Raw genomic sequence first — 15,635 nt, forward strand, 5'->3', positions numbered from 1 at the left:
TCCGCCGCCGGGGAAGCGCCGAGGGGGAGGCCGCGCGGCGCGGCGGCGCCGCGATTTATTGTATACCGATGCATACTTTTCGCGTCCGCGGCACTTGCTAGGTTCGGGGAATTGGGCCATACCAAGGCATTCTTCCGTCCCAGCACCACGCCCGGAGGCCCCGATGACTGTTTACGTAGGAACCGACACCGCCAAGACGCGCCGCGGACTGAAGGTCGGGGACAAGACCTACGCCTATTACTCGATCGCGGCCGCCGAAGCGGCGGGGCTGGGCGATTTCAGCAAGTTGCCGGCCTCGCTTAAGGTTGTTCTCGAGAACATGCTCCGGTTCGAGGACGGCAAGACCGTCACGACCGAGGATATCCGGGCCTTCGCCGAATGGGCGACGCTGGGCGGCCGGAACCCCCGCGAGATCGCCTATCGGCCCGCCCGCGTGCTGATGCAGGATTTCACCGGCGTTCCGGCGGTCGTCGACCTCGCTGCGATGCGGGACGGGATCAAGGCGCTCGGCGGCGACGCGCAGAAGATCAACCCGCTGAACCCGGTCGATCTCGTCATCGACCATTCGGTCATGATCGACGAATTCGGCAATCCGCGCGCCTTCCAGATGAACGTGGATCTGGAATATCAGCGCAACATCGAGCGTTACCAGTTCCTGAAATGGGGCCAGAGCGCCTTCGACAATTTCCGCGTGGTGCCGCCGGGGACCGGCATCTGCCACCAGGTGAACCTCGAATATCTCGCCCAGGCGGTCTGGACGGATACCGATCCGGCGGGCGAGGTCGTGGCCTATCCCGACACGCTGGTCGGCACCGACAGCCACACGACCATGGTGAACGGCCTCGCCGTGCTCGGCTGGGGTGTCGGCGGGATCGAGGCGGAGGCCGCGATGCTCGGCCAGCCGGTCTCGATGCTGATCCCCGAGGTCGTCGGCTTCAAGCTGACCGGCAGGATGGTCGAGGGCACCACCGCGACCGATCTGGTGCTCAAGGTCGTGCAGATGCTGCGCAAGAAGGGCGTGGTCGGCAAGTTCGTCGAATTCTACGGCGAGGGCCTCGATCACCTGCCGCTCGCCGACCGCGCGACGATCGCGAACATGGCGCCTGAATACGGCGCGACCTGCGGCTTCTTCCCGATCGACGCCGAGACGCTGCGCTACCTGCGCAACACCGGCCGCGCCGAGGACCGCGTGGCGCTCGTCGAAGCCTATGCCAAGGAGAACGGCATGTGGCGCGGCGCGGATTACGAGCCGGTCTATACCGACAGGCTGCGTCTCGACATGGGCGAGATCGTGCCGGCCATCTCCGGCCCGAAGCGCCCGCAGGACTACACGCCCCTCAACATGGCGGCGCATGCCTTCTACAACACCGTCGCGGACTATCGCGGCATCGACGTGTCGAACGGCGCCGAGAAGATGGCGGGCGAGGGCGGAGAGGTCGCGATCGCCGAGCCGCTGGAAGTGCGCAAGTCCGCCCCGGTGGAGGGCAAGGATTACGAGATCCGCGACGGTTCGGTGGTGATCGCGGCGATCACCTCCTGCACCAATACCTCGAACCCCTATGTGATGATCGGCGCCGGTCTCGTCGCGCGGAAGGCGCGGGAGAAGGGCCTGACGCGCAAGCCCTGGGTCAAGACCTCGCTCGCGCCGGGCAGCCAGGTGGTGGCCGAGTATCTCGAGGCGGCGAACCTGCAGGAAGATCTCGACGCGATCGGCTTCAACCTCGTGGGCTTCGGCTGCACGACGTGCATCGGCAATTCGGGACCGCTCGGCGATCCGGCGATCTCGAAGGCGATCGGCGACAACGATCTCGTCGCGACCGCCGTGCTCTCGGGCAACCGCAACTTCGAGGGCCGCATCAGCCCGGACGTGCGGGCGAACTACCTCGCCTCGCCGCCGCTCGTCGTCGCCTACGCGCTCGCGGGGGATGTGAACATCGACCTGTCGAGCGAACCGCTCGGCAAGGGCAAGGACGGCGAGGACGTCTATCTGAAGGACATCTGGCCGACCACGAAGGAAGTGGCGGAACTCGTCGAGCAGACGGTGACGCGCGAGGCCTTCCAGTCGAAATACGCCGACGTCTTCAAGGGCGACGAGCGCTGGCAGGCGGTCGAGACCACCGACTCCGAGACCTATGACTGGCCGCCGACCTCGACCTACATCCAGAACCCGCCGTATTTCCAGGGCATGGCCAAGGAGCCGGGGGTCATCTCGGACATCTCCGGCGCGCGCGTCCTGGCGCTGCTCGGCGACATGGTGACGACCGACCACATCAGCCCCGCGGGTTCGTTCAAGCCGACAACTCCGGCCGGCAAGTACCTGACCGAGCGTCAGATCGCGCCGAAGGACTTCAACTCCTACGGCTCGCGCCGCGGCAATCACGAGATCATGATGCGCGGCACCTTCGCCAATATCCGCATCCGGAACGAGATGCTGGACGGCGTCGAGGGCGGCTATACCAAGGGGCCGGACGGGGAGCAGACCTCGATCTTCGACGCCTCGATGGCCTATCAGGAGGCTGGCGTCCCGCTGGTCGTGATCGGCGGCGTCGAATACGGCGCCGGCTCCTCGCGCGACTGGGCGGCGAAGGGTACCGCGCTGCTCGGCGTCAAGGCGGTGATCGCCGAGAGCTTCGAGCGCATCCACCGCTCCAACCTCGTCGGCATGGGCGTGATCCCGTTCGAGTTCACCGGCGGTGACAACCGCAAGTCGCTGGGCCTGAAGGGCGACGAGGAAATCTCGATCTCGGGCCTCGCGGGCGACCTGAAGCCGCTCAGCCTCGTCCCCTGCGTGATCAGATACGCCGACGGGACCGAGAAGACGATCGAGCTCAAGTGCCGGATCGATACGGCGATCGAGATCGAATATGTCGAGCATGGCGGCGTGCTGCACTACGTGCTGCGCAACCTCGCCAAGGGCTGACAAGGAAGGCCGGCCGGCTCACCCGGGCCGGCCTGCTGAGCCGCCGCTTCCCGCGGCGGCTTTTCCCATGGAAGGAAGACAGCCATGCGCGCCCTCGTCCAGCGCACCACCGGCGCCGAGGTGCGCGTCGGCGAGCGGGTAACCGGCCGGATCGGCCCGGGCCTCGTGATCCTCGTCTGCGCGATGCGCGGCGACGGCGAGGCGCAGTCGGCCTGGCTCGCGCGGAAGATCGTCGCGCTCCGGATCTTCCGCGACGCCGAGGGACGGATGAACCGCTCGCTCCTCGACACGGGCGGCGCGGCGCTCGTCGTGAGCCAGTTCACCCTCGCCGCCGAGACCAAGGGCAACCGCCCGGGTTTCTCCACCGCCGCGGCGCCGGAGGAGGGACGGCGGCTCTACGAGCATTTCGCCGGGCAGTTGCGCGAGCAGGGCGTCGAGGTCGGCATGGGCGAGTTCGGCGCCGACATGGCGGTGTCGCTCGTCAACGACGGGCCGGTGACCATCTGGCTCGACACCGAACGCTAGCGGGGCCGCGGCGCCCCGCCGCGCCGCTCACTCCGCCGGCTGCAACTCGCGCGCGCGGCGCGAGATTTCCTCCCAGGCCCGGTTGATCGTGGCGAGCCGGGCATTGGCGAGGTTCACCGTCTCGACCGGCAGGCCGCGGGCGATCATCTTGTCCGGGTGATGCGCGCGCACCAGTTCGCGCCAGCGCGAGCGGACCTCGGGCAGCGAGGCCTCGCGCGGGACGCCCAGCACCTTCCAGGGGTCGCGGGCCTCGCTCGAGGTCATCCGCGCCTCGACGCAGGCGAAGACCGCCTCCGGAACGCCGAAGATCTCCGCGACGCGCGACAGGAAACCGGCCTCCTGCTCGTGATAGCTCCCGTCCGCGAGCGCGATGTGGAAGAGCCCCTCCAGCAGATCCTCGAGAATGCGCGGCTGATCGGCGAACATGCGGGCGATCTGGCTGGCATAGGCCTCGAACCCGGCGATGTCCTGCCGCGCGAGGTTGAAGACGCGCGCGGCCGCCGGCTCGTCGCGCGGGTCGATGTGGAAGACCTGGCGGAAGGCCGTGACCTCGGAGGCATTCACCCGCCCGTCCGCCTTCGCCATCTTCGCGGCGAGGCAGATGATCGCGATGGTGAAGGCGACGCTGCGTTCCGGCGGCGCGGCGCGCCGCTCGAACATCGAGAGCAGCGCCTCGCCCCTGGCGACGATGGCGGAGATGACTTCCGTGATGCGGGTCCAGATCGACATCCCGCCACCTTAGCAAATGCGACGCCAAGGCGCATAGGGCATTCGGGACCGCGCGCGAAGACGTTCCTACGCGTCGAGCGTCTTCTGCATCAGCACGAGATCGTGCCAGCGGCCGAATTTCCAGCCGACCTCCGGCATGCGGCCGGTCACGACGAAGCCCCGCGCGAGGTGAAAGGCGAGGCCGGCCGCGTTCTCGCCCGAGACGCCGGCGACGAGCGTATGCGCGCCCGCGTCGCGCGCCGCCGCGCAGATCGCCGAGAGGAGCGCGCGCCCGACGCCCCGGCCGCGGGCCTCGGGCGCGAGCAGGATCGTGTGCTCCATCGTCCGCGCATAACCGGGGCCGCCCCGGAACTGGGCGAAGGTGGCGAAGCCGAGAAAGCCCCGCTCCTCCGCCACGAGAAAGGCGGGGCGGGTCGCGATCGCCTCCGCCACCTCGGCCAGGCTTTTCTCCGCCGGGTTGAAGGTAACGATCGTGTCGCGGATGATGTGGTTCCAGAGCGCGGCGATGGCGCTTGCATCCCCCTCGGTGGCGTGCCTGATTGTGACCATCGTGAAGCTCCGTCGAATAGTCCCGCATAGGCGCCCCGCGCGGGGCTGTCGAGGGTCGGGAGAGAGCATGGATACCTGGGATTTCTGGATCGACCGCGGCGGCACCTTCACCGACATCGTCGCCCGCGATCCCGAAGGGCGGCTGCGCCGCGCGAAGCTTCTCTCCGAGAATCCCGAACAGTACGAGGACGCGGCGCTCCATGGCATCCGGGGCTTCCTCGGGCTCGACGCCGGGGCGCGGATCCCGGCGGAGCGCGTCGCGAGCGTCAAGATGGGGACCACGGTCGCCACCAACGCGCTGCTGGAGCGCAAGGGGGAGCCGGTCGTTCTCGTGACCACGCGGGGGCTCGGGCAGCAGCTTCGGCTCGGCTACCAGAACCGGCCGCGGCTCTTCGACCGCGAGATCACGCTGCCCGAGATGCTCTACGCGCGGGTGATCGAGGCGCGGGAGCGGGTACGCGCCGATGGCGCCGTCGAACTGCCGCTCGATGATGCGCATCTGGCCGCGGAGCTCGCGGAGGCGCGGGCGAGTGGGATCACCGCCTGCGCGGTGGTCTTCATCCACGGCTACCGTCACCCGGCGCACGAGGCGCGGGCGGCGGAACTCGCCCGCGCCGCGGGGTTCGCCCAGGTCTCGGTCAGCCACGAGGTGAGCCCGCTGATGCGGATGGTCAGCCGGGGCGACACGACGGTGGTCGACGCCTATCTCTCCCCGATCCTGCGCCGCTACATCGACCGCGTGGCGGGCGCCTTCGAGGGGGAGATGCAAGGCAAGCTCATGTTCATGCAGTCCTCCGGCGGGCTGACGGATGCGACGCTCTTCCAGGGCAAGGACGCGATCCTGTCGGGGCCGGCGGGCGGCGTGGTCGGCGCGGTCCGCACCAGCGGGATCGCGGGACAGGAGCGGATCATCGGCTTCGACATGGGCGGCACCTCCACCGATGTCTGCCATTTCGCCGGCGGATTCGAGCGGGTGCTGCATTCGGAGATCGCCGGCGTCCGCGTCACCGCGCCGATGATGCATATCCACACCGTCGCCGCCGGGGGTGGCTCGCTCCTGACCTTCGACGGCGCGCGGATGCGGGTCGGACCGGAAAGCGCGGGCGCCAATCCGGGGCCGACCTGCTATGGCCGGGGCGGGCCGCTGGCGGTGACGGATGCGAACGTGCTGACCGGGCGGCTCCGGCCCGAGTTCTTCCCGGCGATCTTCGGCCCCCATGCCGACCAGCCGCTCGCAACCGAGGCGACGCGGGAGAAATTCGCGGCGCTTGGCCGCGAGATCGGCAAGCCGGCGGAGGAGGCCGCCGAGGGGTTCCTCAGGATCGCCGTCGAGAACATGGCGAACGCGATCAAGAAGATCAGCGTCCAGCGCGGCTACGACGTCACCGAATACTGCCTGACGGTCTTCGGCGGCGCGGGGGCGCAGCATGCCTGCGCGATCGCGGATACGCTCGGGATGGAGGTCTGCCTGATCCACCCGATGGCCTCGCTGCTCTCCGCCTACGGCATGGGGCTCGCCGATATCCGCGCGACACGGGCGGAAGGGGTGGAAGCGGTGCTCGAGGCCGAGGGCGCGGCGACCGCGGAGGCGCGGCTCGACGCGCTCGGGGCCGACGTCCGGGCCGAGGTCGCGGGGCAGGGCGTGGACGCGGGACGGATCGCGCTGGAGCGCCGCGTCCGGCTGAAGGTCCAGGGCACCGACGCCGCGCTGCCGGTCGATTTCGCGGGCGTCGAGGCGATGCGGGAGGGTTTCGCGGCCGCGCATCGCGCCCGCTTCGGCTTCGATCCGGGCGCGCGTCCGCTGGTCATCGACTCGGTGGAGGCGGAGGCGATCGGCGACGCGGCCGATCTAAGCGAGACCGCGGCGGCGGAGGTCGAGCGCGGCGAGGACGCCTACGAGACCGCGACGGTGGCTCCGGTCTTTCTCGACGGCGAATGGCGCGATACGCGTTTCGTCAGGCGCGAGGCGCTTCGCCCCGGCGACCGGCTGACCGGGCCGGCGGTGCTGGTCGAGCCGCATACCTCGATCCTGATCGAGCCGGGCTGGCAGGCGCGGATCACCGCGCACGACCATGTGGAGCTTCGCCGGGTCGAGGCGCGCCCGGCGCGGGTCGCGCTGGGGACCAGGGCCGATCCGGTGCTGCTCGAGGTCTTCAACAACCTCTACATGTCGATCGCCGAGCAGATGGGCGCGGTGCTGGAGAACACCGCCGCCTCCGTCACGATCAAGGAGCGGCTCGACTTCTCCTGCGCCGTCTTCGACGCGGAGGGCGACCTGATCGCGAACGCGCCGCACATGCCGGTGCATCTCGGCTCGATGGGCGCGAGCGTCAAGGCGATCCTCGCGCAGAATCCGGGGATGCGGCCGGGTCAGGTCTTCGCGCTCAACGCGCCTTACAACGGCGGCACGCATCTGCCTGACATCACGGTGGTTTCTCCCGTCTGGGACGGGGCGGGGGAACGCGTGCTCTTCTTCGTCGCGGCGCGCGGGCACCATACCGATGTGGGCGGGCTCACGCCCGGATCGATGCCGCCCGACAGCCGCGACATCCATGACGAGGGCGCCTATATCGACAACTGGCTGCTGGTGGACGAGGGCCGGTTCCGCGAGGCGGAGACGCGTGACCTGCTGCTCTCAGCGCGCTATCCGGCGCGCGCGCCGGAGGTGAACCTCGCCGATCTGCGCGCCCAGGTCGCCGCCTGCGCCCGGGGCGCGGGCGAACTCGGCAGGATGGTCGCGCATTTCGGGCTCGCGACGGTCGAGGCCTACATGGGCCATGTGCAGGACAATGCCGAGGAGAGCGTGCGCCGCGTGATCGACGTGCTTTCCGACGGCGAATACACCTATGCGATGGATCCCGATTTCGACGGCGCGCCGCGCGAGATCCGGGTGCGGATCACGGTCGACAGGGCGGCGCGCTCGGCCCGGATCGACTTCACCGGGACCACGGCGCAGCTCGCGACCAACTACAACGCGCCGGAGCCGGTGACGCGGGCGGCGGTGCTCTATGTGTTCCGCTGTCTGGTCGACGACGCGATCCCGATGAACGAAGGCGTGATGAAGCCGCTCGAGGTGGTCCTTCCGCGCGGCACGATGCTGAGCCCGGACTATCCGGCCGCGGTGATCGCGGGCAACGTGGAGACGAGCCAGGCGGTGACCTCGGCGCTCTTCCTCGCGCTCGGCGTCCAGGCGGCGGCGCAGTCGACGATGAACAACACCACCTGGGGCAATGCGAAGTACCAGTACTACGAGACGATCTGCGGCGGCACCGGCGCGGGGCGGCGTTCGGACGGGAGCGGCTACGACGGGACGAGCGGCGTGCACAGCCACATGACCAATTCGCGGCTGACCGATCCGGAGGTCCTCGAATGGCGCTTCCCGGTCGTGCTCGACGAATTCTCGATCCGCGCGGGCTCGGGCGGGGCGGGGCGCTGGCGCGGCGGCGACGGCGTGACGCGGCGGGTGCGTTTCCTCGAACCGATGACGGTGGCGATCCTCTCCGGCCACCGCGTCGTGCCGCCGCCGGGCCTCGACGGAGGGAGCCCGGGCGGGCCGGGGCGCACCCGCGTCGCGCGGGCGGACGGCCGGGTGGACGAGCTTGCCTCGGCCGACCGGACCGAGGTGGCTGCGGGGGATGTCTACTGGCTGGAGACCCCGGGCGGCGGCGGGTACGGGGCGAATTGAGCGCGGAGGACAGGGTGGAAAACGGGAAGCCGGGCGTCTCGATCGCCTATTGCACGCAGTGCCACTGGCTGCTTCGCGCCGCCTGGATGGCGCAGGAACTGCTCTCGACCTTCTCGGAGGAACTGGGCTCGGTCACGCTGATTCCCGGCACGGGCGGGATCTTCGAGATCCGGGTCGGCGACGACCTGATCTGGGAACGCAAGCGCGACGGCGGCTTTCCCGATGTCCGGACGCTGAAGCGGTTGGTGCGCGACCGGATCGATCCGGAGCGCGATCTCGGCCATGTCGACCGTGCCAATCCGGCATGAGCCGGGCGACTGTTTCCATATCGGCATAGCTCTATTGCGCGCGAAACCACTTGGTTTCGGTCCGTGACGCGATAGATGTGTTCCGTGAGCGGCGGGAAGGCCGCGGAAAGGAACGAGTGCCATGAACCAGATCACCCCCATCACCCGCACCTCGGAACACGATGTCGATCCGCTGTTTCTCGACCGCTGGTCGCCGCGCGCCTATGACGGGCAGCCGCTGACCGAGGCGGAACTGCTGAGGATCCTCGAGGCCGCGCACTGGGCGCCCTCGGCCTACAACTTTCAGCCCTGGCGCTTCGTCTACGCGCTGAAGGGCACGCCGGAATTCGACAAGCTCCTCGGCCTTCTGGTCGAGTTCAACCAGAGCTGGGCGAAGGACGCCGGCGCGCTGGTCTTCATCGTCTCGAAGACGCACAGCCTCGCGCCGGGCGCCGAGAAGGAGACCGAGCTCTACAGCCATTCCTTCGACGCCGGCGCCGCCTGGGGCCTGCTGTCGCTGCAGGCGCGTCTGTCGGGCTTCTACGCCCACGGCATGACCGGGCTGAAATTCGACGCGCTGAACGAGGGACTTGGCGTGCCAGAAGGCTACCGCGTCGAGGCCGCGACCGCGATCGGCCGGATCGCCGATCCCTCGGTCCTGCCGGAGGGCCTGCGCGGCGGCGAGGTGCCGAGCAAGCGCAAGCCGCTCGCGGAAGTCGTCTTCAAGGGCGAACTCACCGCCTGAACTGGCTGAAGCACCAAGGCCGCGCCCCGGGCGCGGCCTTTTTCTTTGGCGTAGGGCGGACCTCGGTCCGCCATCCGGCGCGGCGGGGAAGGCGGACAGATGTCCGCCCTACTTCGCTCCGTGGGGCGGACCGCGGTCCGCCTCCGCCGCTCAATCCGGCGCGAAGCCGCCGCGCGCGATCGCGGCGACGCCGGTGCGCGCCACCTCGACCACGCCGAGCGGGCGCATCAGCTCGATGAAGGCGTCGACCTTGGTCGGCGCGCCGGTCAGCTCGAAGACGAAGCTCTCGAGCGTCGTGTCCACCACCTTCGCGCGGAACACCTCGGCGAGGCGCATCGCCTCGACGCGGCGCTCGCCCGTGCCCGCGACCTTGATGAGCGCGAGCTCGCGCGAGACCGCAGGCCCCTCCACGGTCAGGTCGTTGACCTGATGCACCGGCACCAGCCGCGAGAGCTGCGCCTTGATCTGCTCGATCACCGCCGGGGTGCCGGTCGTGACGATCGTGATCCGCGAGCGGTGGCCGAGGTGGTCGGTCTCCGCCACGGTGAGGCTCTCGATGTTGTAGCCCCGGCCGGAGAAGAGCCCGATCACGCGGGCGAGCACGCCCGCCTCGTTGTCGACAAGCACGCAGAGCGTATGCGTCTCCCGCTGGTCCCCGAGCGGGTTCCGGAGGTCATAGGCGCTGTGGCTCGAGGCGCCCTTCTTGATGTGCAGCGCGTTCATCTCGCTCTCCCTCGCCTCAGACCAGGACCGCGCCGGCGGCGCCGATCGCACCCTGGGTCGCGTCCTCGCCGAGGAGCATCTCGTTATGCGCCTTGCCCGAGGGGATCATCGGGAAGCAGTTCTCGTGCTTTTCCACGAGGCAGTCGAAGAGGACCGGGCCCGGATGCTCGATCATCTCCCTGATCGCCGCGTCGAGATCGGCCGGGCTGTCGCAGCGGATGCCCTTCCAGCCGAAGGATTCGGCGAGCTTCACGAAATCGGGCAGCGATTCCGACCACGACGCGGAGTAGCGCTCGCCATGCAGCAGCTCCTGCCACTGGCGGACCATGCCGAGGCGCTCGTTGTTGAGAATGAACTGCTTCACCGGCAGGCGGAACTGCGTCGCCGTGCCCATCTCCTGCATGTTCATGAGCCAGGACGCCTCGCCCGCGACGTTGATGACGAGGCTCTCGGGATGGGCGATCTGCACGCCGATCGAGGCGGGGAAGCCGTAGCCCATCGTGCCGAGCCCGCCGGAGGTCATCCAGCGGTTCGGCTCCTCGAAGCCGAGGTACTGCGCCGCCCACATCTGGTGCTGGCCGACCTCGGTGGTGATGTAGCGGTCGTGGCCCTTGGTCAGCGCCTCGAGCCGCTGGAGCGCGTATTGCGGCTTGATGACCTGATCCGAGCGGCGAAAGCCGAAGCAGTCCTTCTCGCGCCAGAGCGCGATCTGCTTCCACCATTTCTGCACCGGCCCGGCATTGGTCCTCGCGCCGCGCTCGCGCCAGAGCGCGAGGATGTCCTCGATCGCGGAGCCGACGTCGGCGACGATCGGGACATGGACGTGGATGTTCTTGTTGATCGAGGACGGGTCGATGTCGACGTGAATCCGGTAGGAATGCGGGCTGAACGCGTCGGTCCGCCCGGTGATCCGGTCGTCGAACCGCGCGCCGAGGCAGATCATGACGTCGCAGTCATGCATCGCCCAGTTCGCCTCGTAGGAGCCGTGCATCCCGAGCATGCCGATCCAGGCCTCGCCGCTCGCCGGATAGGCGCCGAGGCCCATCAGCGTCGAGGTGATCGGGAAACCCGTCGCCCCGACCAGGTCGCGCAGCGCCGCGCAGGCCGCGGTCCCCGAATTCACGATCCCGCCGCCGGTATAGAAGACCGGCCGCTCGGCCCGCTCGATCGCCTCGACCGCGGCGAGGATCGCCTCCGGATCGGCCTTGGTCTTCGGCTGGTAATGCGAGACCCGCGCCTTCTCCGGCGGCAGATAGGCGGCGGTGGCGAACTGGACGTCCTTCGGGATGTCGACGAGGACCGGGCCGGGCCGGCCATGGGTCGCGACATGGAAGGCCTGATGGATCGTCGTGGCGAGATCCGCCGTGTCCTTCACCAGCCAGTTGTGCTTGGTGCAGGGGCGGGTGATGCCGACGGTATCGGCCTCCTGGAAGGCGTCGTTGCCGATCATGAAGGTCGGAACCTGGCCGGAGAGCACGACCATCGGGATCGAGTCCATCAGCGCGTCCGTGAGGCCGGTGACGGCGTTGGTGGCTCCGGGGCCGGAGGTCACGATGACGCAGCCCGGCTTGCCGGTCGAGCGCGCGTAGCCCTCGGCGGCGTGGGTCGCCGCCTGCTCGTGCCGGACCAGGATGTGGCGGATGTCGTTCTGCTGGAACAGCTCGTCATAGATCGGAAGTACCGCGCCGCCGGGATAGCCAAAAATGGTGTCCACGCCCTGATCCTTCAGGGCCTGGATCACGATCTGCGCGCCTGTCATGTGGCGGGTCATCTTCCGTCTCCGTCTCGCTTGGCTCCCAGGCCATAAAAAAACCCCCTGCGAAGGGGGCGATGGCACGGTCTCGTCGGTCGAGGCTACCGCCCCGCCGAGTCCCCGCGCCTTCCTACGATTACTAGCCGTCCGGTCATAGGATCCTCCGTGGGGTAGCTCTTATGTGGACGAAGGGCGAAGGTCAACACTTCCGGCCGCCGAAAGTTGCGCTGTCCGGGGAACATGTGTTCTTTTCTGTCGCGTGATCGTCGCTGTCCGACCGATAGTGATCGGCGCTCCGGCGCCCGGCGGCGGCGGGCGAATCAGGACGCGGCTTTCCGGCCGGCGGGCGCCGGGGCGGGGCGAGCGGCGCCCGGCCCGGGGACCAGACGATGGTCGGGGTTCCGCCCCGTCCCGAAGGTGCGTGGGTGTAAAGCTTCGGAAAGAGGATTGCGGTGATGATGTTCCGTCGTTACCCAGACTGGGACGGATCACACGCGGCCTGAAGATCGCGGTGCAAGGGGAGGAAATCGATGAAGGGTCTGCTTCGGCTCTCGGGTGTCATCGACCGGATCAGCCTGTTCTTCGGCTGGATCTCGGCGGGGCTCGTGCTGCTCAGTTGCCTGACGAGCGCGCTGAACGCGCTGTCGCGCTATCTCTTCAACATCAGTTCCAATGCCTGGCTCGAGGTGCAGTGGCAGATGTTCGCCGGCATCTTCCTGCTCGGCGCGGCGCAGGTGCTGAAGATGAACGAGCATGTCCGGGTCGACCTGCTCTACGGTCCGCGGTCGCACCGGGGCAAGCTCTGGACCGACGTCTTCGGGATCATCGCCTTTCTCTTCCCCGCGATGCTCATCATGGGCTTCTACGCGTGGGAATTCTTCATGACCGCCTATCTCAGCAACGAGCATTCCTCCAACGCCGGCGGAACCGTGCTCTGGCCGGTGAAGCTCCTGCTGCCGGTCGGGCTGTTCCTCGTGCTGCTCCAGGGGATCTCGGAGCTCATCAAGCGCGTCGCGGGCCTGCGCGGCGACTCGGACGAGACGCTCGAATACGAGCGCCCGGTGCAATGACGGCGCGGCTTCCCTTCGGAAAGGCCCTCTGATGCTCGAATACGGCTACATGGCGCCGACGATGTTCGCCGGCCTCGTCTGCTTCCTGCTGTTCGGCTTCCCGGTCGCCTTCTCGCTCGCGGCGCTGGGGCTGTTCTTCGGCTTCCTCGCGATCCAGGTCGGCTATTTCGGGCCGGAGTTCCTGCAGGCGCTGCCCTACCGGACCTTCGGCATCATGTCGAACGACCTGCTGCTCGCGATCCCGTTCTTCACCTTCCTCGGCGCGGTGCTGGAGCGAAGCGGGTTGGCCGAGGATCTGCTCGAGGGGGCGGGGCAGCTCTTCGGGCCGTTTCCGGGCGGCCTCGCCTTCGCCGTCGTGCTCGTCGGCGCGATCCTCGGCGCGGTCACCGGGACGGTCGCGGCCTCGGTCATCGCGATGGGGATGATCTCGCTCCCGGTGATGCTCAAGTACGGCTACGACATGCGGGTGGGCACCGGCGTCATCGCGGCCTCGGGCACGATCGCCCAGGTGATCCCGCCCTCGCTCGTGCTCATCATCCTCGCCGACCAGCTCGGCGTCTCGGTCGGCGACATGTATCTCGGCGCGGTCGGACCCTCGATCCTGCAGATCTCGCTCTTCCTCGCCTTCATCCTCGTGCTCGCGCTCTTCCGGCCCGCGCTGGTGCCGCCGCTGCCGGCGGAGGCGCGCACGCTTCGCGGCTGGGCGCTGGCGCTCAAGGTCGCGAAGGGCATGGTCCCGTCGCTCGTGCTGATCTTCCTCGTGCTCGGCACCATCTTCCTTGGCCTGGCGACGCCGACGGAGGCCGGCGCGATGGGGGCCTGCGGCGCGATCCTGCTCTCGATCCTGCATCGCCGCTTCTCGGTGCCGACGCTGTGGCAGGCGATGGTGACGACGGCGCGGATCACCTCGATGGTGGTCTTCATCCTGATCGGCGCGACGGTGTTCAGCCTCGTCTTCCAGGGCGTGAACGGCGGCCGCTGGATCGAGCACATGCTCTCGAGCCTGCCGGGCGGGCGGACGGGGTTCCTGCTCTTCGTGATGGTCTTCGTCTTCTTCCTGGCCTTCTTCCTCGACTTCTTCGAGATCTGCTTCATCGTCGTGCCGCTCTTGCTGCCGGCCGCGCACGCGCTCGACATCAACATGATCTGGTTCGGGCTGCTGCTCTGCGCCAACATCCAGACCTCGTTCATGCACCCGCCCTTCGGCTTCGCGCTCTTCTACCTGCGCGGCATCGCGCCGCCCGAGGTGAAGAGCCGCGACATCTACTGGGGCTCGATCCCCTGGATCTGCCTGCAGCTCATCATGGTGGGGATCCTCGTGTTCTTCCCCGGCGTGGTGACGGGGTTCATCGGCGAGCACGAGGAACTCGACCCGGCGGCGGTGCAGCAGCAGCTCGACAATCTCGTGGTGCCGGGGATCGAGGCGCCCGACACCGAAGGCGGCCTGCCCGGGCTCGACATCGCGCCGGCGCCGGACTTTTCCGAACCGGCCAAGTGACGGCCGATCGCAAACCATCAAGGGAGGAATGAACCACATGGAAAGACGCAAGTTCCTGAAGACCGCCGCGACCGGCGGCGCCGCCGCCGCGCTCGCGGCGCCGCTCGCCGCCCCGGCGATCGCGCAGGAGGCGCCGACGATACGCTGGCGCCTCACCTCGGGCTTCCCGCGCTCGCTCGACACGATCTACGGCGCGGCGGAGACCTTCGCCGACCACGTGAAGGCGATGTCGGGCGGCAAGATCGAGATCCAGGTCTTCCCCGCGGGCGAGATCGTGCCGACCCCGCAGGCGGCCGAGGCCGTCGCCACCAACACCGTCGAGATGGCGCATACCTGCTCCTACTACTACTGGGGCAAGGATCCGACCTTCGCGCTAGGCACCGCCGTGCCGTTCGGGCTCAATGCGCGGCTGATGAACGGCTGGCTCTACCAGGGCGGCGGCAACGACATGCTGAACGCCTTCTACGCGAAGCAGAACCTCTACGGCATCGCCGGCGGCAATACCGGCGTGCAGATGGGCGGCTGGTGGCGCAAGGAGATCACCTCCGCCGAGGATCTCAAGGGCGTCAAGATGCGCATCGCCGGCATCGCCGGCAAGGTGATGGAGAAGCTCGGCGTCGTGCCGCAGCAGATCCCGGGCGGCGACATCTATCCCTCGCTGGAGCGCGGCACGATCGACGCGGCGGAATGGATCGGGCCCTATGACGACCAGAAGCTCGGCTTCAACAAGGTCGCGCCCTACTACTACTATCCCGGCTTCTGGGAAGGCGGCCCGACGATCCACTTCTTCATCAACCTCGACAAGTGGAACGAGCTGCCCGAGGACTACAAGGCGATCATGATCAACGCGGGCGCCTATGCCAACACGGACATGATGGCGCGCTACGACACGCTGAACCCGGGCGCGCTGAAGAGCCTGATCGCCGGGGGCGCGAAGCTGAAGCCCTTCCCGCAGGACGTGCTCGAGGCGGCCTTCGCGGCGTCGCACGAGGTCTATGACGAGATCTCGGCCTCCAACGCCGATTTCAAGCAGATCTGGGACAGCATGAAGGCCTACCGCGGCGAGGGGTATCTCTGGTACCAGGTCGCCGAATACAGCTTCGACACCTTCCAGATCCGCAACCGCACCAAGGGCTGATCGGGACGGGGAT

12 protein-coding genes are annotated in these 15,635 nt (G+C 68.4%); 8 read left to right on the top strand and 4 right to left on the bottom strand.

The features are described from left to right. Positions 1 to 163: 163 nt before the first annotated feature. Together acnA and dtd are read left to right on the top strand one after the other, a co-directional pair. Positions 164 to 2,920, top strand: coding sequence for an aconitate hydratase AcnA (acnA, locus tag FJM51_RS02015; RefSeq protein WP_140452424.1), 2,757 nt, complete (start codon positions 164 to 166; stop codon positions 2,918 to 2,920). A gap of 84 nt (positions 2,921 to 3,004) precedes the next feature. Beyond that, positions 3,005 to 3,445, top strand: a complete 441-nt coding sequence (dtd, locus tag FJM51_RS02020; RefSeq protein WP_140452425.1) for a D-aminoacyl-tRNA deacylase — start codon at positions 3,005 to 3,007, stop codon at positions 3,443 to 3,445. A 27-nt stretch (positions 3,446 to 3,472) separates the two neighbouring features. On the opposite strand, the gene FJM51_RS02025 is transcribed toward dtd, so the two are convergent. Together FJM51_RS02025 and FJM51_RS02030 are read right to left on the bottom strand one after the other, a co-directional pair. Continuing rightward, entirely contained in the window at positions 3,473 to 4,174 is a 702-nt protein-coding gene (locus tag FJM51_RS02025; protein ID WP_140452426.1) for a molecular chaperone DjiA, read from the bottom strand. 66 nt (positions 4,175 to 4,240) lie between these two features. Next, positions 4,241 to 4,723, bottom strand: coding sequence for a GNAT family N-acetyltransferase (locus tag FJM51_RS02030; RefSeq protein WP_140452427.1), 483 nt, complete (start codon positions 4,721 to 4,723; stop codon positions 4,241 to 4,243). A gap of 67 nt (positions 4,724 to 4,790) precedes the next feature. On the opposite strand from FJM51_RS02030, the gene FJM51_RS02035 reads away from it, so the two are divergent. The 3 genes from FJM51_RS02035 to FJM51_RS02045 all read left to right on the top strand — a co-directional run bounded on the left by FJM51_RS02035 (position 4,791) and on the right by FJM51_RS02045 (position 9,440). After that, a complete protein-coding gene (locus tag FJM51_RS02035; RefSeq protein WP_181164409.1) occupies positions 4,791 to 8,408 on the top strand; it encodes a hydantoinase B/oxoprolinase family protein in 3,618 nt (1,205 codons plus the stop codon). A gap of 14 nt (positions 8,409 to 8,422) precedes the next feature. Continuing rightward, on the top strand, positions 8,423 to 8,716 hold the full coding sequence (locus FJM51_RS23630) for an Rdx family protein (protein ID WP_181164416.1): 294 nt from the start codon (positions 8,423 to 8,425) through the stop codon (positions 8,714 to 8,716). A 121-nt stretch (positions 8,717 to 8,837) separates the two neighbouring features. After that, positions 8,838 to 9,440: a nitroreductase family protein gene (locus tag FJM51_RS02045; protein ID WP_140452430.1), complete on the top strand. Its 603-nt coding sequence runs from the start codon at positions 8,838 to 8,840 to the stop codon at positions 9,438 to 9,440. A 150-nt stretch (positions 9,441 to 9,590) separates the two neighbouring features. Here FJM51_RS02045 and ilvN read toward each other — a convergent pair whose 3' ends face one another. Both ilvN and FJM51_RS02055 read right to left on the bottom strand, forming a co-directional pair. Further along, complete coding sequence (gene ilvN, locus FJM51_RS02050; RefSeq protein ID WP_140452431.1) at positions 9,591 to 10,163, bottom strand: acetolactate synthase small subunit; 573 nt, start codon at positions 10,161 to 10,163, stop codon at positions 9,591 to 9,593. Positions 10,164 to 10,179: 16 nt separating this feature from the next. Continuing rightward, entirely contained in the window at positions 10,180 to 11,934 is a 1,755-nt protein-coding gene (locus tag FJM51_RS02055; RefSeq protein ID WP_140452432.1) for an acetolactate synthase 3 large subunit, read from the bottom strand. Between the two features lie 512 nt (positions 11,935 to 12,446). Between FJM51_RS02055 and FJM51_RS02060 the strand changes: the two genes are divergently transcribed. The 3 genes from FJM51_RS02060 to FJM51_RS02070 are packed head-to-tail and all read left to right on the top strand — an operon-like array spanning position 12,447 to position 15,622. Continuing rightward, positions 12,447 to 12,986: a TRAP transporter small permease subunit gene (locus FJM51_RS02060; protein WP_140452433.1), complete on the top strand. Its 540-nt coding sequence runs from the start codon at positions 12,447 to 12,449 to the stop codon at positions 12,984 to 12,986. 31 nt (positions 12,987 to 13,017) lie between these two features. Beyond that, positions 13,018 to 14,484 (top strand): TRAP transporter large permease, encoded by a 1,467-nt coding sequence (locus tag FJM51_RS02065; RefSeq protein ID WP_140452434.1) that lies wholly within the window; start codon positions 13,018 to 13,020, stop codon positions 14,482 to 14,484. A 37-nt stretch (positions 14,485 to 14,521) separates the two neighbouring features. After that, the gene (locus FJM51_RS02070) at positions 14,522 to 15,622 is read left to right on the top strand and encodes a TRAP transporter substrate-binding protein (protein WP_140452435.1); all 1,101 of its coding nucleotides are present in this window, start codon (positions 14,522 to 14,524) and stop codon (positions 15,620 to 15,622) included. The last annotated feature ends 13 nt before the right edge of the window (positions 15,623 to 15,635 follow it).

Origin of the sequence: Amaricoccus solimangrovi (assembly GCF_006385685.1) — a bacterium.
Classification (GTDB): domain Bacteria; phylum Pseudomonadota; class Alphaproteobacteria; order Rhodobacterales; family Rhodobacteraceae; genus Amaricoccus; species Amaricoccus solimangrovi.

What these genes read in the sequence shown, in the direction of transcription:
- acnA (WP_140452424.1), top strand. Translation starts at nt 164, where the DNA reads ATGACTGTTTACGTAGGAACCGACACCGCCAAGACGCGCCGCGGACTG.
- dtd (WP_140452425.1), top strand. Translation starts at nt 3,005, where the DNA reads ATGCGCGCCCTCGTCCAGCGCACCACCGGCGCCGAGGTGCGCGTCGGC.
- FJM51_RS02025 (WP_140452426.1), bottom strand. Translation starts at nt 4,174, where the DNA reads ATGTCGATCTGGACCCGCATCACGGAAGTCATCTCCGCCATCGTCGCC.
- FJM51_RS02030 (WP_140452427.1), bottom strand. Translation starts at nt 4,723, where the DNA reads ATGGTCACAATCAGGCACGCCACCGAGGGGGATGCAAGCGCCATCGCC.
- FJM51_RS02035 (WP_181164409.1), top strand. Translation starts at nt 4,791, where the DNA reads ATGGATACCTGGGATTTCTGGATCGACCGCGGCGGCACCTTCACCGAC.
- FJM51_RS02045 (WP_140452430.1), top strand. Translation starts at nt 8,838, where the DNA reads ATGAACCAGATCACCCCCATCACCCGCACCTCGGAACACGATGTCGAT.
- ilvN (WP_140452431.1), bottom strand. Translation starts at nt 10,163, where the DNA reads ATGAACGCGCTGCACATCAAGAAGGGCGCCTCGAGCCACAGCGCCTAT.
- FJM51_RS02055 (WP_140452432.1), bottom strand. Translation starts at nt 11,934, where the DNA reads ATGACCCGCCACATGACAGGCGCGCAGATCGTGATCCAGGCCCTGAAG.
- FJM51_RS02060 (WP_140452433.1), top strand. Translation starts at nt 12,447, where the DNA reads ATGAAGGGTCTGCTTCGGCTCTCGGGTGTCATCGACCGGATCAGCCTG.
- FJM51_RS02065 (WP_140452434.1), top strand. Translation starts at nt 13,018, where the DNA reads ATGCTCGAATACGGCTACATGGCGCCGACGATGTTCGCCGGCCTCGTC.
- FJM51_RS02070 (WP_140452435.1), top strand. Translation starts at nt 14,522, where the DNA reads ATGGAAAGACGCAAGTTCCTGAAGACCGCCGCGACCGGCGGCGCCGCC.